The 16,838-nt window shown below is 45.9% G+C and carries 22 protein-coding genes; 15 read left to right on the top strand and 7 right to left on the bottom strand.

Features of this window, described 5'->3' with window-relative positions; all coding sequences use genetic code 11:
* Positions 1-25: 25 nt before the first annotated feature.
* From QWZ13_RS18355 to QWZ13_RS18345, 3 genes are all read right to left on the bottom strand, one after another.
* A complete protein-coding gene (locus QWZ13_RS18355) occupies positions 26-1,006 on the bottom strand; it encodes a serine/threonine protein kinase (protein WP_290283068.1) in 981 nt (326 codons plus the stop codon).
* A complete protein-coding gene (locus tag QWZ13_RS18350) occupies positions 948-1,073 on the bottom strand; it encodes a hypothetical protein (RefSeq protein ID WP_290283067.1) in 126 nt (41 codons plus the stop codon). Before QWZ13_RS18350 ends, QWZ13_RS18355 begins: the two co-directional genes overlap by 59 nt.
* Positions 1,074-1,181: 108 nt before the next feature.
* Positions 1,182-1,337, bottom strand: a complete 156-nt coding sequence (locus QWZ13_RS18345; RefSeq protein ID WP_290283066.1) for a hypothetical protein — start codon at positions 1,335-1,337, stop codon at positions 1,182-1,184.
* Between the two features lie 74 nt (positions 1,338-1,411).
* On the opposite strand from QWZ13_RS18345, the gene QWZ13_RS18340 reads away from it, so the two are divergent.
* The 3 genes from QWZ13_RS18340 (at position 1,412) to QWZ13_RS18330 (ending at position 5,253) form a co-directional block, all read left to right on the top strand.
* Complete coding sequence (locus QWZ13_RS18340; RefSeq protein ID WP_216000192.1) at positions 1,412-2,860, top strand: RimK family ATP-grasp domain-containing protein; 1,449 nt, start codon at positions 1,412-1,414, stop codon at positions 2,858-2,860.
* Positions 2,799-3,956 carry a GNAT family N-acetyltransferase/peptidase C39 family protein gene (locus QWZ13_RS18335; RefSeq protein WP_290283065.1) on the top strand — a complete coding sequence of 386 codons (1,158 nt, stop codon included), beginning with the start codon at positions 2,799-2,801 and terminating at the stop codon, positions 3,954-3,956. Before QWZ13_RS18340 ends, QWZ13_RS18335 begins: the two co-directional genes overlap by 62 nt.
* A gap of 67 nt (positions 3,957-4,023) precedes the next feature.
* Positions 4,024-5,253, top strand: coding sequence for a sensor histidine kinase (locus QWZ13_RS18330; RefSeq protein ID WP_290283064.1), 1,230 nt, complete (start codon positions 4,024-4,026; stop codon positions 5,251-5,253).
* Here the strand turns inward: QWZ13_RS18330 and QWZ13_RS18325 are convergent.
* Positions 5,242-6,009, bottom strand: a complete 768-nt coding sequence (locus QWZ13_RS18325) for a ComFC family protein (protein ID WP_290283063.1) — start codon at positions 6,007-6,009, stop codon at positions 5,242-5,244. The two genes, QWZ13_RS18330 and QWZ13_RS18325, sit on opposite strands and share 12 nt — an antisense overlap.
* Before the next feature lie 173 nt (positions 6,010-6,182).
* Here QWZ13_RS18325 and bioB point away from each other — a divergent pair, with 173 nt between their 5' ends.
* Genes bioB through bioD form a run of 5 tightly spaced genes read left to right on the top strand, consistent with a single transcriptional unit; the run spans position 6,183 to position 10,478 of the window.
* The gene (gene bioB, locus QWZ13_RS18320; RefSeq protein ID WP_216000188.1) at positions 6,183-7,235 is read left to right on the top strand and encodes a biotin synthase BioB; all 1,053 of its coding nucleotides are present in this window, start codon (positions 6,183-6,185) and stop codon (positions 7,233-7,235) included.
* Positions 7,236-8,390 (top strand): 8-amino-7-oxononanoate synthase, encoded by a 1,155-nt coding sequence (gene bioF, locus QWZ13_RS18315; protein ID WP_290283062.1) that lies wholly within the window; start codon positions 7,236-7,238, stop codon positions 8,388-8,390. It abuts the gene before it with no gap.
* Positions 8,387-9,028, top strand: a complete 642-nt coding sequence (locus tag QWZ13_RS18310; protein WP_290283060.1) for an alpha/beta hydrolase family protein — start codon at positions 8,387-8,389, stop codon at positions 9,026-9,028. Before bioF ends, QWZ13_RS18310 begins: the two co-directional genes overlap by 4 nt.
* Entirely contained in the window at positions 8,973-9,794 is an 822-nt protein-coding gene (gene bioC, locus QWZ13_RS18305) for a malonyl-ACP O-methyltransferase BioC (protein WP_290283059.1), read from the top strand. The genes QWZ13_RS18310 and bioC overlap by 56 nt, the downstream gene beginning before the upstream one ends.
* Positions 9,795-10,478 carry a dethiobiotin synthase gene (gene bioD, locus QWZ13_RS18300; protein ID WP_290283058.1) on the top strand — a complete coding sequence of 228 codons (684 nt, stop codon included), beginning with the start codon at positions 9,795-9,797 and terminating at the stop codon, positions 10,476-10,478.
* On the opposite strand, the gene QWZ13_RS18295 is transcribed toward bioD, so the two are convergent.
* The gene (locus tag QWZ13_RS18295; RefSeq protein WP_290283057.1) at positions 10,367-10,609 is read right to left on the bottom strand and encodes a hypothetical protein; all 243 of its coding nucleotides are present in this window, start codon (positions 10,607-10,609) and stop codon (positions 10,367-10,369) included. The genes bioD and QWZ13_RS18295 overlap by 112 nt on opposite strands.
* Before the next feature lie 9 nt (positions 10,610-10,618).
* Between QWZ13_RS18295 and rimK the strand changes: the two genes are divergently transcribed.
* The 3 genes from rimK to QWZ13_RS18280 are packed head-to-tail and all read left to right on the top strand — an operon-like array spanning position 10,619 to position 13,006.
* Positions 10,619-11,524 carry a 30S ribosomal protein S6--L-glutamate ligase gene (rimK, locus tag QWZ13_RS18290; protein ID WP_290283056.1) on the top strand — a complete coding sequence of 302 codons (906 nt, stop codon included), beginning with the start codon at positions 10,619-10,621 and terminating at the stop codon, positions 11,522-11,524.
* Positions 11,525-12,538, top strand: a complete 1,014-nt coding sequence (locus QWZ13_RS18285; RefSeq protein WP_290283055.1) for a succinylglutamate desuccinylase/aspartoacylase family protein — start codon at positions 11,525-11,527, stop codon at positions 12,536-12,538.
* A 33-nt stretch (positions 12,539-12,571) separates the two neighbouring features.
* A complete protein-coding gene (locus QWZ13_RS18280) occupies positions 12,572-13,006 on the top strand; it encodes an ATP-dependent zinc protease family protein (protein ID WP_290283054.1) in 435 nt (144 codons plus the stop codon).
* A gap of 57 nt (positions 13,007-13,063) precedes the next feature.
* On the opposite strand, the gene QWZ13_RS18275 is transcribed toward QWZ13_RS18280, so the two are convergent.
* Entirely contained in the window at positions 13,064-13,282 is a 219-nt protein-coding gene (locus QWZ13_RS18275; protein WP_290283053.1) for a hypothetical protein, read from the bottom strand.
* Between QWZ13_RS18275 and QWZ13_RS18270 the strand changes: the two genes are divergently transcribed.
* Together QWZ13_RS18270 and QWZ13_RS18265 are read left to right on the top strand one after the other, a co-directional pair.
* The gene (locus QWZ13_RS18270) at positions 13,281-13,463 is read left to right on the top strand and encodes a hypothetical protein (RefSeq protein WP_290283052.1); all 183 of its coding nucleotides are present in this window, start codon (positions 13,281-13,283) and stop codon (positions 13,461-13,463) included. The genes QWZ13_RS18275 and QWZ13_RS18270 overlap by 2 nt on opposite strands.
* Before the next feature lie 9 nt (positions 13,464-13,472).
* Positions 13,473-14,450 carry a putative metalloprotease CJM1_0395 family protein gene (locus tag QWZ13_RS18265; RefSeq protein ID WP_290283051.1) on the top strand — a complete coding sequence of 326 codons (978 nt, stop codon included), beginning with the start codon at positions 13,473-13,475 and terminating at the stop codon, positions 14,448-14,450.
* A gap of 54 nt (positions 14,451-14,504) precedes the next feature.
* Here the strand turns inward: QWZ13_RS18265 and QWZ13_RS18260 are convergent, their stop codons facing one another.
* A complete protein-coding gene (locus QWZ13_RS18260; protein WP_290283050.1) occupies positions 14,505-15,269 on the bottom strand; it encodes a helix-turn-helix domain-containing protein in 765 nt (254 codons plus the stop codon).
* 90 nt (positions 15,270-15,359) lie between these two features.
* Here QWZ13_RS18260 and QWZ13_RS18255 point away from each other — a divergent pair, with 90 nt between their 5' ends.
* Together QWZ13_RS18255 and carA are read left to right on the top strand one after the other, a co-directional pair.
* Positions 15,360-15,506 (top strand): hypothetical protein, encoded by a 147-nt coding sequence (locus QWZ13_RS18255; protein WP_290283049.1) that lies wholly within the window; start codon positions 15,360-15,362, stop codon positions 15,504-15,506.
* A gap of 177 nt (positions 15,507-15,683) precedes the next feature.
* A complete protein-coding gene (gene carA, locus QWZ13_RS18250) occupies positions 15,684-16,814 on the top strand; it encodes a glutamine-hydrolyzing carbamoyl-phosphate synthase small subunit (RefSeq protein ID WP_290283048.1) in 1,131 nt (376 codons plus the stop codon).
* Positions 16,815-16,838: the final 24 nt, after the last annotated feature.

The raw sequence follows: 16,838 nt of genomic DNA, 5'->3' as shown, positions 1-16,838 counted from the left end.
GTTAAATCACCAAGCGGTGGGGTTATTAAAAATCATCACGGCGTTCTTGGAGCTCGGCCCATTGTTCGCGCAAGGCTAAAAGGTGCTCACTCCAATAACGATCGGTGCCAAACCAGGAAAACGCTACCGGGAAGGCAGGGTCTTGCCATCGTTTGGCAATCCATAAAGCGTGTTTCACCATATGAACAGTCCGTAAGGCTTCAACCAGTGGAATCTCGGATCGAGGAAAATCACAAAACTGCTCGTAGCCTTCTTCGAGTTCATTCAGTTGTTGAGCTTGTTCATGTGCCGAGCCAGACAATAATTTCCAAATGTCTTGCATGGCCGGGCCGGTCACAGTGTCATCAAAGTCGACAACCAGAAGTTGATCATCGCGAGTCAGGATATTACCCGGATGAAAGTCACCATGAATACGAAATTGTTCAGATTGCTCAAATATGTTTTGGTAAAAAGGTAGCTGAGCTTCAATGCCGGTTAAACAGTCCAAATAATTGTGTTTAATGTCTGCACTCATCATGTCACTGTCTTGGAAAAACTCGCGCGCTTCTTTGATCGGCTCGACCAATGACATTGCGGGCCGGGTCTTAAAGGACGCTTGCTTACCAACACTGTGCAGCCGTCCGAGCAGTTGGCCAACACGATAGAGTTGATCGGCATTGTCTAGATCAAAAGCGTGGCCTGCTCGCATTGGGAAGCTAGCAAAGAAAAAGTCATCTTGTTCATGAAGGTTTGCCCCATTAATTTTTTGCGCCGGCACCACGGGAATCTCGGCTTCTGCCAATTGGTCGGTAAAATCGAGCTCCTCCTGAATTTGAGCCTGTGTCCAACGATTTGGGCGGTATACTTTTACGACCACCGGTGTGTCGTCTTCAACACCAACACGGTAAACACGGTTTTCATAGCTGTTCAGTGGGTATATTCGATAGTCTGTATACAAGCCTATCGTTTCAAGCCAATCGATGAGCCGATCTTGTGTCAGGCGATCGTACGGGTGTTGAGTTTCCATAGAGCTGAATCGCTAAAAGTAGAATTGGGCGGAGTATAACGGAAAGCATGTAAGCAAGACACGCCATTTGCAGAGCTATTTACTTGAAGTCAGAGCAATTCAAGTTAACCGTATAGCCGTTCTAGGGGCTGGGTGGATCAAGGATAGCCAAGGCTAAAGGCGGTCTGCCTGTTCCCTAAAATGCGCCTTTTAGCGCGCCTCGAAAAGACTCAATAATTGGGTCGTAAAATGCGACGGTCGTCATAAACTCAGTGCCACCGAAAAATAGCTTGGAAATCCACCGCTTTAAAGGTTGCTCAAACACTAAAACAGCGCTATATAGCATAGGCATTCTGCGCTAATTGAGATGACTCAAATAAAACAATTCAGGTGACCTTTGGGCCGCCTTTTTTACTAGGAAATTCAGTGTATAAAACGCTTATCGTTATTGATGAAAATAGCCCTGTTGGTGATGAGTTGCCTGGGGTTATTAACTTTAACACCTACTTAAAAGACTACCCAAAACGCAATGAGCCAAAAACACGCATTATCAATCTATGCGATAGCCAAGCCTACTTGAGTAAAGGCTACTATTGTTCGTTGCTGGCCGAAGCGCGAAGTCATAAAGTGGTGCCGAGTGTCAAAACCTTAAACGCCTTGCGCAATCAACCTGCGGGTCAACCGTTCTTAACCATGGCTCAAGAAAGCAAGCTGATGGCTGAATTGGCGAATCAAGAAACTATTTATGCGTTTTTCGGCAAGGTTTCCTCGCCTGAATTACAAAAACTGGTCAGTCGAGTTTACGCGCAGCTGCAAACGCCATTGCTAAAATTAACACTCCAGCCCAATGCTGGACGGTTAAGTATTTATGTGGCGCAGCTCTGCTTGTCAGATTTGCCCCACGATCAACTGGCGGTTTTTTCTGAACACCTTAAAGAGTTTTCAGAGTCGATTTGGAAAGTGCAAGCCAAGAAAAAACAAGCGCGTTGGGACATGGCAATTTTGGTGAACCCAGAAGAGTCGGTGCCTCCGAGTGATAAAGCGGCCATTACGCACATGATTCGAGCCGCGGCAAAGCATGGCATTCATGCCGAAGCATTAAGTATTGAGCAAATTTCAAATATTGGGCACTTTGATGCACTGTTCATTCGTGAGACCACCGCTATCGATCACCATACCTATCGGCTCGCGGTTCAGGCTGAAAATCAGGGCTTAGTGGTTATAGACGATTCCCAGTCTATTTTGCGCTGCTGCAACAAGGTGTTTTTACACGATGCCTTTAGCTACCATCAGGTACCCAGTTTAAAGACTGAGGTTGTGACCGACGCAGAAGCAACAACGTTAGACGTTATCGAGGATAATTTCAGTTACCCCGTGGTGTTAAAAATGCCAGAGGGTTCGTTCTCGCGTGGAGTCTTCAAAGTGGCCGATCGCAACGCCCTTCGAGAAAAGCTACAGCTGTTATTAGCGGACAGTGCGCTGGTGTTGGCGCAGGAATACTTATATACCGATTTTGATTGGCGCATTGGTGTGTTAGGTGGGCGTGCCATTTTTGCCTGCCGTTATAAAATGGCGCGAAACCATTGGCAGATCTATAACCATGGCGCTAAGCGTAACGTATCAGGTGATTTCGAAACCCTGCCAACTTTTGAGGTCCCTAAAATCGTCTTGGATGCCGCGTTAAAGTCATGTTCAATTATTGGTAATGGCCTATACGGCGTCGATATTAAAGAACACAAAGGGAAAGCCTATGTTATTGAAGTAAACGATAACCCAAGCTTAGATCGCGGCGTTGAAGACCTTTATTTAGGAGATGAGTTGTATATGCAAATTATGGGTGAGTTTCAACGTCGGCTCGAAAACCGTGGCCGTTAATTTTCGTCGCGCGCAAAAAAAGGACCTTGCTGCTTTACATACATTAGAGCAAAGCAGCTTCGATCATGATCGCTTAAGTAAACGTAGCTTACAGCGTTGGATCGCATCGCAAGAGGATATATTGCTCGTCGCCGAAGCCAAACCGGGTGTGTTGCTGGGCTATGGCCTAGTGATGTGTAACAGAGGCACGCGCCTGGCTCGGTTATATTCATTAGCCATTTCGCCAGAGGCGCGCGGGCAAGGGTTGGCAGGCCGCCTTTTGGCTGAGTTAGAGCTCTTGGCGGCGAATGTTGGGCGTTTGTATATGCGCTTAGAAGTCGCTGAAAATAACCTACCGGCTCGGCAACTTTATGAGCGTCGGGGATATCGAGTGTTTGGTGAATACTCTCATTATTATGATGATAAGAGTGATGCCTTGCGAATGCAGAAAACCATTCGCCGAGTCGATGAAACCGTGTTGCAGAGAAAAACCACCTGGTACCCGCAAACAACCGATTTCAGTTGTGGTCCAGCGGCGGTAATGATGGCGATGTCGAGTCTTGATCCGTCTGTCGCTTTATCGCAAGAGCTAGAGCTCGATCTTTGGCGCGAAGCAACGACCATTTTTATGACCTCCGGTCATGGCGGGTGTCACCCTCTGGGCTTGGGCCTTTCTGCTGTAAAAAGAGGGTTTAGCGCTAAAGTTTTTATCAATACTCATGAGCCTTTATTTTTGGACGGCGTTCGCTCAGCCGAAAAGAAAGCCATCATGAGTACGGTTCATCATCACTTTGTTGCGCAAGCCAAAGAAAATAATATTGAGATTGTTTATGGTGACATTGTTCAAGCGGAGGTCGATACATTATTGGCCAGTGGTTACGCCGTTTTAGTCTTGATCAGTACCTACCGATTGGATGGCAAAAAAGCCCCGCACTGGGTGACCGTGACGCACACCGACGACACCTGTATTTACGTCCATGATCCTGACCTTGATGACGATAGGCAGTTGCCTATCGATTGTCAGCATGTACCCATTGCTCGAGCAGACTTTGAAAAAATGTCCGCCTTTGGCGCAACTCGCTTAAGAACCGCCATTGCCCTAAAACAGGAGGTATGAATTCACACTGGCGGAATTACAACTCTCAACTAGTCTGTGAGGAATAGTCACAGCCGTTAGAAAGTGAATGAAATTTTCAGATATCTCAGCCTCTGAACTCATCTCGGCCATGGGTCGCCTGTCGGGCGTTACCATGCAAATACATAAAAACTTTAAACCTATTTACGTGTCGGAAGACTACGCACGTTTGTATGGCTTTGATCGCGTTGAAGACTATTTAACATTGGATTCAATCATGACGTTGATCCCAGAAGAAATACATGAACTCGCCAAACAACGGTATGCGCAAATCATAGAAACCGGTGTTGGCGAGCCTATGACGCTGAAAACACATCGCGTTGATGGCACGGTAGTTTGGGTAAAGCTGCAAGATCAGCGTATCACTTTAGACGATGGCGATTACTGTGTACTTACGGTGCTAATAGACATCACCGATGAGGTGTTGCTGATGGAACAATTTGAGCAGCTGGCCGAACGCGAAACCATCACACGTAAAGAGCTAGAATCGTTACAAGCGCTCATGGTTGAGCGTGAAAAACAAACCGCCTTAAGTCAGCTGTTACGTGGCATGTCACATCAGTTAAATACGCCGTTGGGCAATATTCGAACGTCGGCTTCAACGGCCGAATCGCATTTAAACGGCATCCTCAGTGATTTAAAACGTGATCAGCTGACACAAACGGATCTCACTGACCATATTGCCGGCTCCTTAGACGTGATGTCAGTCATTGATAAAAGCGTAACCAAGGCCACTAAACTGATCAAAAGTGTGCAAATGATGGTGTCTGAGCACGATCAGACAGACAAACAAACCTTTGCTTTAAAACCGATCTTAGAAGACGCCGCACGTTTATTTTGCCAAAACGCACAAGGCGTGACGGTGCACATTAGTATGGATATGAAGGACGACCTATACATTCAATCCAACCCAAATATTTGGATGCAAATTATCTCGGTGTTTTGCGAAAACGCACTGCAACATGCTTTTCGCGGTCAAGATAAAGGGCGTATTCACATTAAAGGCTACTGCGAGGGTAGCCAATATGTGATTCAGTTTTCAGATGATGGTCATGGTATTGCCGCTAATGACCAAAGCCGTGTATTTGAAGCGTTTTATTCAAGCCAAATGGGTGGGCACCACGGCATTGGCTTATCGTTGGTTTATAATCTGGTAGAAAGAGGGCTCAATGGCAATATACGCTTAGTTGAGCCTTACTTAAAACGCGGCGCTAGCTTTGAGATTGCTCTGCCAGTCAGCGACGTCTCTAAGAGTAATCGACTAAATTTAAAGCATTGATTTACCTTGTAATGGGGTTCTTGCCAGCACCCAAATATCGACACGGGCCGCGCCCGCTTTTTTTAAAATGCGTGCTAATTCGTTGGCCGTTGCGCCTGAAGTGAAGACGTCATCTATGATGGCAATATGCTTGGGCGGAGGGGATAGAACCTGAAATGAATTCTTTAGAACCCGCTTTCGCTCTTTTTTAGTTAGTCCTTCCAGAGGTTGAGTATCGTGTTTTTTTTGAAGCCCTGAAAACACAGGCCTTTTGAAGGATTTAGAAAAAGATCGGCACAGCCATTGAGCTTGGTTATACCCACGCTTCATTTGCTTAGCGTGAGTCATAGGCGCAAAGGCGAATGCATCCGGCAAGTCAACAGCTCCCACATTAGCGTGCCACAGCCTAACCAGCGCTTGCCCAGCCGCAAAATTTCGGCGGTATTTAAATTCAAGAATGAGATGGCGTGCCAAAAATTCGAACGGCCATGGGGCATAGAGTCGGTCCCATCGGCTTGGGTATTTTAAGCATCGTCCACATCGGTGACCGTTTGAATTAGGTTCACCACAGCAAGGGCAGGGCAGTGGCAAAGGGGTTAAAAAGCTTTGACACACTAAACACAAATGGTCACCGGCTAGAGCTTGCTGGCAACCAGGGCATACCGGGTTTAATGCATGGGCAAGCCATGCACGCCACTTAATTAGCATTGTTGTTCTTCCTTGAACGAATGGTTTACTCACCATACAAGCCAAAGACAAAGACGACAAACAGTCCATTCAAAAGTTGCGATTGAAGTCCGAACTATTATCACTGTGGTTGAATATTGATCAGTAGTAAGGTTCTGGGTTACTCAAGGTTGACCTATTTGAAGCGACCTATAAAATTTAAACCACTAAAACTCGATTAAATAGCAAGCGCGAAGCTGGCTGAAACACAACTAGGATGCATTATGACCACGTTAAACCCGACAACCCCCCGCCACAACTGGACTAAAGAAGAAGTCGTGGCTCTGTTTGAGTTGCCATTTAATGATTTAATGTTTCAAGCCGCCAGTGTGCATCGCGCTAATTTCGACCCTAATGAAGTGCAGGTCAGTACGCTTTTATCGATTAAAACGGGAGCCTGCCCAGAAGACTGTAAATACTGCCCTCAATCGGCGCATTACAATACCGGTTTAGCAAAAGAAAAGTTGATGGAAGTTCAAAAGGTGATTGAGCAAGCTAAGGCCGCCAAAGCCGCTGGCGCAAGCCGATTTTGCATGGGAGCAGCCTATCGCTCTCCTGCGGTTAAAGATTTCCCGCATATTATTGAAATGGTTAAAAGCGTAAAAGAGTTGGGGCTAGAAACTTGCATGACGCTGGGCATGCTTAAAGATGAGCAAGCCGCAGAACTTGCCGATGCAGGATTAGATTACTACAACCACAATTTAGACACCTCACCTGAGTATTACGGAGAAATTATAACGACCCGTACTTACGGTGATCGCTTAGAAACCCTACAAAACGTACGTAATGCAGGTATGAAAATTTGCTCAGGCGGCATTTTGGGAATGGGCGAAGGCGTCGGTGACCGCGCCAGCATGTTTATTCAGCTCGCCAACATGAATCCGCATCCAGAAAGCGTACCGGTAAATATGCTGGTGAAAGTCGAAGGAACGCCAATGGCACAAGAAGAGGAATTAGATTCACTCGACTTTATCCGTGCCATTGCCGTGGCACGAATCATGATGCCGACATCACACGTGCGATTATCGGCAGGGCGAGAAGAGATGACAGAAGAAATGCAGGCGATGACCTTCTTCGCTGGCGCAAACTCTATTTTTTATGGTGAAAAGCTATTAACCACCGCAAATCCAGAGGCAAACAAAGACAAAGCCTTGTTTAAAAAATTGGGCATACGTCCTGAGCGCGAAGGCAGCTTCGACAACGACGCTGTGCAAACCTTTGATCCGATGAATTGCCCTAAGCGCAATAACGAAAAATTTTACGACGCGACCTTATAATTGAAACAATTTAGCGACATCAGCGCGGCAATAGAAAAGCGCAAAAACGATCAGCTGCTTCGTTCACGCGTGCAGTTGCATTCTGCACAAGGCATTAGAGTTGTCATTGATGGCCAACCCATGCTCTCGTTTTGCAGTAACGATTACTTAGGCTTAGCTAACCACCCTCTCGTCTGCGAGGCCATGATTGCCAGTATTAAAAAAGTAGGCGTAGGAGCGGGCGCATCGCATTTAATAGATGGCCATCATCGAGAGCATGAGCAGTTAGAGCAAGAGTTAGCCGCCTTTATGGTGCGAGAGAGAGCATTGCTGTTCTCAACAGGCTATATGGCCAACCTGGGTGTTATAGCAGCCTTGATGACACGTCACGATACGATCATTCAAGATAAGCTGAATCATGCCTCGTTGATCGATGGCGGTATCTTGTCGCAAGCGCGCTCTTTGCGGTATCGGCACAATGATTTAGAACACCTAGAGCAATGTTTGGCTTCAGCGACCAGTAAAAAATTAGTCGTGACCGATGGCGTATTTTCGATGGATGGTGATTGCGCGCCCTTAACCGACATTGCTCAACTCTGTTCGCAGTACGGTGCTTGGTTGATGGTAGATGATGCACATGGTTTGGGTACTTTAGGTGACAACGGTGCCGGCTTGGTATCTCAGTTAGGATTAGATTCGAAAGCGGTTCCCTTGGTGATAGGCACATTAGGTAAAGCCTTTGGTACTTCTGGCGCTTTTGTTGCTGGCGATGCGACAACCATTGAATACATTTTGCAATACTCGCGGCCTTATACCTATACCACGGCGTCTCCACCTTCGGTAGCCGCAGCTACTCGAGAGTCTTTAAAGTTGGTGATCAATGGCCAAGATCGTCGAGCCCAATTGAATCAAAATATTGCTTATTTTAGAGCTAAAATCTCCTCGTTAGGTTTCGAATTAATGTCTTCTTCTACCGCCATACAACCGGTGCTGGTGGGTGCAAACGAACGAGCATTGCAGTTAAGCAAGCAATTAAAAGAGCAGGGAATTTTAGTCTCAGCGATCCGGCCGCCAACTGTGCCCAAGGGAACGGCACGATTAAGATTTACGCTCAGTGCCGATCACACTCAAGCCGATATTGATGAGCTCTATGATGCATTAAGGTTGGTCGTATGAAGCGCGTTTGGTTACCGGGTTGGCAAATGAATGAAACCAGCTTCGACACTTTAAAAGCACAGCTTGGTGCCGAAAATGAAGAGCAATTGAGTTTTCAAAATGAGCAAGGCACCGTCGATTCCTGGCTTCAAAAATGCAGCCGCCAAATTACCGAGCCAACTCAGCTGGTGGGATGGTCTTTAGGGGGCGCATTAGCTTATCAGCTCGCCAGTCGAAACAAGTGGGTGCAGAATTGTTTGCTGATAAATACCAACGTGCAATTTAGCGGTGAGAATGGGTTAGAGCCTGATGTAGCAGAAGGTTTTATGGCTCGGTATGAGGCTAACCCCGAGGCTACTCGAAAACGCTTTGCTTTACTGGTAGATCAAGCACGCGGTAAAGAGGTGTCTTCATATTTATGTTTAGGAAAGCAGCTGAATACTTTGCAGTGGTTGTACGATTTTAACGCCGAAAATTTTAAAGTGGATGTGCCCTGTCACGTATTGCTCAGTGCTCAAGATCAATTGGTACCGATCGAAAAAGCCTCTAAAGCTTGGGAAGCATTGCCAGTGGCATCTTTAACCAAAATCAATGCACAGCACAGTGCGCCGTTATTTGCAGAAGCAGACACCATTAATTGGATTCAGTCACATGAATAAATCCGCAGTAGCTCAATCGTTTAGTGCTGCGGCAGAGCACTACGACTCAGTGGCGCACTTGCAACGCCAAGTGGCCGACGAACTCATGAAACGTGTAACCCGGCTTCCTATGGTGAGCGCTCAAAAAGCGGTCGATTTAGGCACAGGGACAGGCTATTTACTGCCTGCGCTTGATCATCGGTTTAACCCGCGCGAGCTATTCGGGTTAGATTTATCGAATGCGATGTTACACCAAGCAAAGCATCGTCACCGAAAGGTAATAACGGTGCAGGCCGATCTTGAACAACCGCCCTTTCAAAGTTCGAGTATCGACTTAGCTGTGTCAAGTTTAGCTGTGCAATGGTTAGAGTGCCCGATGAAGTTTGTTGAACATGCTTTTTCCATGTTAACGCCAGGGGGTTATCTTGCTTTAGCCACTGTCGGACCAAAAACTTTAAGCGAACTAAAAACCGCTTGGCAATCGGTGGATGAAGTAGCGCACGTAAATCAGTTTAATAGCGCTCAACAGTGGCGCGATGCCATCAGTGATACAGGCTTTGTGGTAGAACATTGGCAGGAATCATTCATCGAAGTTTTATACGATCACCCTTTAACCTTGCTCAATGAACTTAAGATATTAGGGGCGAATCATGTTGATCGTAATGAGCAACCTAAAGTATCGTCGGTCCGAAAAATGTTGCGTGCTTATCAGCCGTTTAGAAGGCAAAATTCGCAATACCCCGCCACATGGGAAATTTTTTACATAATTTTAAAGAAACCGAATTAAATGAAACGAAAATATTTTATTTCCGGTACCGATACCGACGCAGGCAAAACTTTTGTATCAGTAGCCTTGTTGAACGCCTTTGCACAGCAAGGCCATTCAACGCTTGGGTTAAAACCATTGGCGGCCGGGTCGGAGTTATTGAATGGCGAAGAAAAAAATGACGATGCCGTAAACTTAGCGAATGCTTCCACGGTGAAACTGAGTTATCAACAAACGAACCCTGTGTTACTAAAAGCACCCATGGCACCTCATATTGCAGCACAACGTGAAAATAAACGTTTGTCTTCTCAGCAGCTGGTGGGTTTTGTGCGAGGCACTTTAATGAGCGCTAATGCAGCGCTAACCCTTGTTGAAGGGGCTGGAGGTTGGCGCGTGCCGCTAAACAACCGCGAAACCTTGGCGGACGTTGTAAAGGCACTTAATCTTGACGTTATTTTAGTAGTGGGTATGAAACTTGGTTGTTTGAATCATGCCATTCTTACAATGGAAGCCATTGAACGAGATGGCTTAAAGGTCGCTGGGTGGATCGCGAATTGTATTGACCCTGAAATGGACGGCCTAGAAGAAAACATTCAAACCTTGCAACAGTATTTAAGAGCTCCGTTGATAGGCGTAATGCCTTTTTCAGAAAAACTGAGCGATATCCCGAGCGATTGGCTCAATCCTAAATTTTTAGACCTGTAAGCGATTCTCTGAGTGGTTTTAAAATAGTTAGCCGCCCTTGTAAATAATGATCGACAAACTAAGGTTTCTCTAACATTATTCAAGATTAGGCCACTGGCAAATTCATTGCGAGTGCCGCTTTTCTTAATCAAGGGCTTGCTATGAAAATCGCTGTACTTTCTCGAAACGAAAACCTCTACTCAACCCGCCGACTCGTCGAAGCTGGCCGCGCGCGTGGTCATGAAGTAGAAGTGATCGATACCCTGCATTGCTATATGGATATAACCCGCAGTCGGCCTGCTGTTCGATACCATGGTGAGGAGCTTCCTTACTTTGATGCTGTTATTCCACGCATCGGCGCGTCAATTACTTTTTATGGTACAGCGGTTGTTCGTCAGTTTGAGATGATGGGCACATTTTGTGTGAACGAATCGGTCGCCATCAGTCGTTCACGAGATAAGTTGCGTTCATTACAGCTAATGTCCAGAAAAGATGTTGGTTTGCCGCGCACAGGCTTTGCCAGTAAGCCAGATAACGTAAAAGATTTAATAAAAAATGTGGGTGGCGCGCCTTTAGTGATCAAACTATTGGAGGGCACTCAAGGTATTGGAGTGGTGTTGGCCGATACCAATAAAGCCGCTGAAAGTATCATTGAGGCCTTTATGGGCTTAAAAGCAAACATCCTAGTTCAAGAGTACATCAAGGAAGCCGGTGGTGCAGACATTCGATGCTTCGTTGTTGGCGGGAAAGTTGTCGCTGCGATGAAACGCCAGGGTGCCGAAGGCGAGTTCCGCTCCAACCTACATCGCGGCGGCTCAGCCCAATTAATCAAGCTCACTAAAGAAGAGCGGGCTACGGCGGCTAAAGCAGCTAAAGTTATGGGTTTAAATGTGTGTGGCGTTGATTTGCTACAATCTAAGAATGGACCGGTCGTGATGGAAGTAAATTCATCGCCAGGTTTAGAGGGCATAGAGCAGGCTACAGGAAAAGACGTAGCGGGTTTGATCTTTGATTTTATTGAAACAGATGCGAAACCACACAAAACCAAAACCAAAGGTAAAGGCTAGATGACAACTAATGTACTCGTAATTGGCGGTAAAGAAATTAAACTCGGAGAGCGGTGTAGCATAGAATTGCCTGTTGCCAAGCTTTACACAAACACAGACGTAAACATGCCAATTTACGTTATTCGCGGTAAACGACCCGGGCCCACTGTGTTTGTCTCAGCAGCGATACATGGTGATGAATTAAACGGTGTCGAAATAGTCGGCCGCTTAATACAATCAAAATCCCTTAAGGTGAGTGCGGGTACAGTAATTCTCGTTCCGATGGTAAATGTTTACGGCGTTCTCAATCAAAGTCGATATATGCCAGATAGGCGCGATCTTAACCGCTGTTTTCCTGGATCAGCAAAAGGTTCTTTGGCCGGACGTGTGGCGAATATATTCATGGAAGAAATTGTGTCGCAATGTGAATACGGAATCGATTTACACACAGGGGCGATTCATCGATCTAATTTACCGCAGATCCGCGCGAACTTGAAAGACTCTGAAACCCGTGAGCTGGCCATGCAATTTGGTGTACCCGTTCTTTTAAACTCAGATTTACGGGATGGTTCTTTGCGAGAAGCCGCTGTAGAAAATGGCACTAAAATACTGTTGTATGAAGCGGGTCAGGCATTAAGGTTTGATGAATTGTCGATTCGAGCCGGCGTGAAGGGCGTCATAAACGTGCTTATATCGTTAGGGTTGGTTAATAGGAAGCTTCCAAAAAGAAAGTTTACGCCCTATGTGGCGAATAACAGCAGCTGGGTGCGAGCAAGCCTAAGTGGCATCGTAAATACGGCGCACAAACTGGGTGATCAAGTTCAAAAAGGAGATGTCCTTGCTAAAATCAGCAACCCTTTTGGTGAAGTGTTAACAGAAATTACAGCACCGCGTTCAGGCATTATTATTGGAAAGCAAAATATTCCATTGGTTCAAGAAGGAGAAGCACTGGTGCACATAGCCTTCTTCACTGAAAACGATGAAGACATTGCCGATAATATTGAAGTAATGCAAGACATCCTTATTCCTGATTGATCTGAAAAATAGAGCTATGTAAGAGGGCAGCAAATGACTTTGCAAAAGTTTATGGTGGGCAGTATTGAGAATTGCGATTTGCCCGGTTTAGGCATTATTGATTTAGAAGTTAGGGTAGATACCGGCGCGAAAACCTCTTCGTTGCATGTTGATCATATTAAGAAATTTAAAAAAGGCGGAAAAAAGTGGGTCTCATTTGATATTCACCCAACGGTACATAACGTAGATGAAGTGATAACTTGTCAAGCACCGCTAAGAGATGTCCGGAAAATTAAATCATCGAATGGAGTGACCGAAGAGCGATACATTGTTAGAACATCAATTCGGATGAATCAACAAGAATGGCAGATTGATATTTCTTTAACGGATCGTTCCGACATGAGCTACCTAATGCTTTTAGGGCGCGAGGCCATGTTGAATCGAATCACGGTTGATCCATCTGAGACCTTTCTACTAACAAGTGAATAACAATAAATTGGCATAATTCAACCGAATATATGCCAAAAATTCGTGCTTGTAATGCACCTATCTAACCGTTTGTATTTGGGTTTTTCCCGCAACAGTCGCTGTATCGGCAGGGCTATAGATTTCTTGAGTGAATTCACAAAATTTTACAGTACTGCGAATGGAATTGGTTAAAATATAGTCAAGGCTGGCTATGCCTGTTGTTTTTTGAATAGGAGTTCGGATGATAAATTCTGTGTTAAGTAGTGGTGTATACGGAATTGCGCGTGGCAATGACATGCTCAATCGCAGTGCCGATCAAATCGCAAAAGCAAATTTACCACCCGAAGAAGGGGGCCCAGAAGAATTGGTAAGCCCAATCGTTGAGCAACAGATGGGTAAAATCCAAGTGCAAGCCAGCGCAAAAGTAGTGCAAGCAGGCAGTGATATGCTGGGCACTTTAATTGATATAAAGGTTTAAAAGAACATTATGTCGACAGTCAGCGGTGTGTTTCCAAATGCAATAACCCCGACCTTTGCTTTGTCTAGTGACCCAGCAGAGCAATCTCGGTTGCGTAAAGAAAATGAAACCGCCGTCTTCGCACCGGTTGAAGAACCCGAAAAGTCGACAGACTCTCGCCGCAGCGCAAGAGAGCAGCCTGGTAAGTTAGAAGCTGAAGTAGATACGAGGCAAACGCGTCCTGCACCAAATGCCAATGCCGAAATTGAAGGCCGCGCCAGCTCTGAGGTGCGCTCGCAAGAAGAGTCTGCGCGTTCAAATGAAGTCAGCCGAGACGAAGCCCCAAGCAGTAGCGAGCAAAGCCAGCGCGTTGAACAGCAAGCCGAGCAAGCCAAGCGAAACGCCGAAGCAGAGCAAGCTAAGCTTCAAGACGATATTGAAACCATTCGTGAATTAGCCGCCCGAGACAGAGAAGTTAAAGCGCATGAACAGGCGCACCAATCCGTCGGAGGCCAATATGCGGGTGCCATGCAGTTTACTTATACCCAAGGTCCCGATGGTAAGCGCTATGCAACCGCCGGTGAGGTGGGGATCAGTGTATCTCCGGTTCCAAATAACCCAGAAGCCACATTGCGCAAAGCCGAGCAAGTGCGCCGAGCCGCTTTAGCACCGGCGGAACCGTCGGCCCAAGATCGCCAAGTGGCGGCGTTGGCCACTCAGCTATCAATGGAAGCGCAAAACGACCTGCGCCAACTTGAGCGTCAAATGGCTGAAAAAACCGAAGAAGAACGTAGTGAACAGCGTGATATTCAAGGCGAAGACAGTTCTAAAGTAGAAGCAAATTCTGAAAACGAAGATAAGCGCAGCGAAGAAGTTTCAGAATCGAATAAAGAACGCTTAAACGACATATTAAGCCAAACCTCTGAAACCGTAGAGTCAGCCTTAGATGCCGCCTATCAAGTGAATCGACAGCAAGAAGTCGGGTTTAATCTAGACACCACGGTGTAATTTCTAAAAAAGCCACTAAACACCACACACGCGTTGGCTTGTTTGGTGTTTGTGTTAGGTGAGCCTAAATTTCTTTGTATTTTCTTTGCGTCGGAATTGAGCAAAGGTGCTGAGCTCCCAAGGGCGCATGGCGAGCACTAAACCTGTGCCGTAAGTTTCATTTAATGGCAACTTGCCGTCTTCTTTGCTGAGTTCATCAAACTCGCGTGCTAAGCGGCGCATACTGGTTTGCATTTGACTGTTGCTTTGGCGAGACAACATGCCGGCCATGAAAATCAAAATCTCACCGTTTTTCTGTTCAAACTTACAGTTAAAGAACTCTCTGGCAATATGTTCTTCAAAGTACTTATAAACAGGTCCGTTAGGAATCCACTTAAAGTCTCGGGAAATTAAGTTCCTTACGCGGTCACCTGGCAGAAGTTCAATAATGCCTAAGCGGTCTAGCTTAGCCATCAATTGCGTCACTTCGTGGTCTTCAAACTCATAAGTCTCGACAATGTCTTCAATCTCCCAGCGGTTAATCAGTAGCTGAGCAATCATTAAAAGCTTGATGTTTCCACACAACTCTTTCTCGGCTTCTTTGCTTAAGGTGTCGATGATCATCGACCCTTCATGCATACGTGACATTAAGTAGCCTAAGTCGGCATCGGCCATGGCGCAGACTTCTTCTAAGCGAGCCAATGTAAAATGGCGCTTCGAAAACATGCGTTTAACATTGGCTTCACTCAAGTCGAGCTTCTCAGCCACTTCTTGATACGTGATTTTTCGTTCTCGAAGAATTTTTTTCAAGGTATCGACGAGTTGAACCGTTTGAGACATGAAGACCTCAAGGAAAAGTAGCGTTATTTGCTACTTATAATGACATTTTTTTATTTAACTGACCAGATTTAGGTGCACTTAAAACTACAAATGAGCGACATTTATTTAGGCCAATTAAGGTCGGCTTGCCAAGTAAGCTTTAAAAAACATTTCAATGCCAAAATTTATGGACAAAGTAGGCTGATTTCATGTAGAATCCGCCAAATTTTGAGTTGTTTACGCAACTCGTTGACATGACAGATTATAACTACACTACAGTTTCAAAACCGCATCAAGTGCAGCTGTACTTGGCACGAATTATAAGAAGCGGGATGAGGGCAACTTCATCTCGCTTTTTTGCGAATTAGAAACGTAGTTTTTGGTCTGAAAGGTCAGATTTCTCAATCCATTTGATTAATGATAGGGGAACAGATCTTGGCTAAGCTTGCCATTCTCGCGCTCGAAGACGGAAGTATTTTTACAGGAATCGGCATAGGTGCCGTTGGTGAATCTGTTGGTGAGGTGGTCTTCAACACTTCCATGACAGGCTATCAAGAAATTCTCACCGACCCCTCCTATGCACGACAAATCGTAACCCTCACCTACCCCCATATTGGCAACACCGGCGTAAACTCAGAAGATGAAGAATCGTCTCAAGTTTGGGCATCTGGCCTTGTTATTCGCGACCTACCACTTCTTGAAAGTAATTTTCGCAGTGAACAATCACTTGAAGACTATTTAGTCGAGCGAAATGTCGTTGCCATTGCCGATATCGATACTCGGCGGCTGACTCGCTTATTGAGCCAAAAAGGTGCGCAAAACGGCTGTATCATGGTCGGTGACAGTATTGACGAAGCAAAAGCGCTTGAGCTGGCGAAAGGCTTTGCCGGCTTAAAGGGTATGGACTTAGCCAAAGAAGTGTCCGTTAAAGAGCCTTACGAGTGGACAGAAGGCAGCTGGGTACTTGGCCATGGCCACACTAAACCCGATACCAGCAAGTTCCATGTCGTTGCATACGATTACGGTGTTAAGCGCAATATTCTGCGTATGTTAGCGGATCGTGGATGTCGCATCACGGTTGTGCCAGCACAAACTCCAGCCGCCGACGTGTTAGCGATGAACCCAGATGGCATCTTTTTATCTAATGGCCCGGGTGATCCAGAGCCGTGCGATTACGCTATTTCCGCCATTCAACAAATTCTAGAAACCGATGTTCCCGTTTTTGGTATTTGCTTAGGGCATCAGTTACTTGGCTTAGCCAGTGGTGCAAAAACTTTGAAGATGAAATTTGGTCATCACGGAGCTAACCATCCAGTGCAAACACTGGCCGATAAAACTGTCATGATCACCAGTCAGAACCATGGTTTTGCGATCGATGAAACATCGCTGCCGGCGCACATTGAAATGACGCATCAATCTCTTTTTGATAAATCATTGCAAGGTATTCGGCGAACAGACAAAGCCGCATTCAGTTTTCAGGGGCATCCAGAAGCCAGCCCAGGGCCACACGATTGCGCACCTTTGTTTGACCAGTTTATTGACGACATGAGTAAACGTAAGGCTTAAAGGTTAAACGTTAAAAGTAAAACT

Origin of the sequence: Reinekea marina, from assembly GCF_030409715.1 — a bacterium.
Lineage (GTDB): Bacteria > Pseudomonadota > Gammaproteobacteria > Pseudomonadales > Natronospirillaceae > Reinekea > Reinekea marina.
Note: the sequence above shows the minus strand (reverse complement) of the source record. Positions and strands in the feature narration are given on the sequence as shown.

Coding starts and splice junctions, on each gene's coding strand:
- QWZ13_RS18355 (WP_290283068.1), bottom strand. CDS start 1,006: ATGGAAACTCAACACCCGTACGATCGCCTGACACAAGATCGGCTCATC.
- QWZ13_RS18350 (WP_290283067.1), bottom strand. CDS start 1,073: ATGGCGTGTCTTGCTTACATGCTTTCCGTTATACTCCGCCCAATTCTA.
- QWZ13_RS18345 (WP_290283066.1), bottom strand. CDS start 1,337: ATGCCTATGCTATATAGCGCTGTTTTAGTGTTTGAGCAACCTTTAAAG.
- QWZ13_RS18335 (WP_290283065.1), top strand. CDS start 2,799: ATGAGTTGTATATGCAAATTATGGGTGAGTTTCAACGTCGGCTCGAAA.
- QWZ13_RS18330 (WP_290283064.1), top strand. CDS start 4,024: ATGAAATTTTCAGATATCTCAGCCTCTGAACTCATCTCGGCCATGGGT.
- QWZ13_RS18325 (WP_290283063.1), bottom strand. CDS start 6,009: ATGGACTGTTTGTCGTCTTTGTCTTTGGCTTGTATGGTGAGTAAACCA.
- bioB (WP_216000188.1), top strand. CDS start 6,183: ATGACCACGTTAAACCCGACAACCCCCCGCCACAACTGGACTAAAGAA.
- QWZ13_RS18310 (WP_290283060.1), top strand. CDS start 8,387: ATGAAGCGCGTTTGGTTACCGGGTTGGCAAATGAATGAAACCAGCTTC.
- bioD (WP_290283058.1), top strand. CDS start 9,795: ATGAAACGAAAATATTTTATTTCCGGTACCGATACCGACGCAGGCAAA.
- rimK (WP_290283056.1), top strand. CDS start 10,619: ATGAAAATCGCTGTACTTTCTCGAAACGAAAACCTCTACTCAACCCGC.
- QWZ13_RS18285 (WP_290283055.1), top strand. CDS start 11,525: ATGACAACTAATGTACTCGTAATTGGCGGTAAAGAAATTAAACTCGGA.
- QWZ13_RS18280 (WP_290283054.1), top strand. CDS start 12,572: ATGACTTTGCAAAAGTTTATGGTGGGCAGTATTGAGAATTGCGATTTG.
- QWZ13_RS18270 (WP_290283052.1), top strand. CDS start 13,281: ATGCTCAATCGCAGTGCCGATCAAATCGCAAAAGCAAATTTACCACCC.
- QWZ13_RS18275 (WP_290283053.1), bottom strand. CDS start 13,282: ATGTCATTGCCACGCGCAATTCCGTATACACCACTACTTAACACAGAA.
- QWZ13_RS18265 (WP_290283051.1), top strand. CDS start 13,473: ATGTCGACAGTCAGCGGTGTGTTTCCAAATGCAATAACCCCGACCTTT.
- QWZ13_RS18260 (WP_290283050.1), bottom strand. CDS start 15,269: ATGTCTCAAACGGTTCAACTCGTCGATACCTTGAAAAAAATTCTTCGA.
- QWZ13_RS18255 (WP_290283049.1), top strand. CDS start 15,360: ATGAGCGACATTTATTTAGGCCAATTAAGGTCGGCTTGCCAAGTAAGC.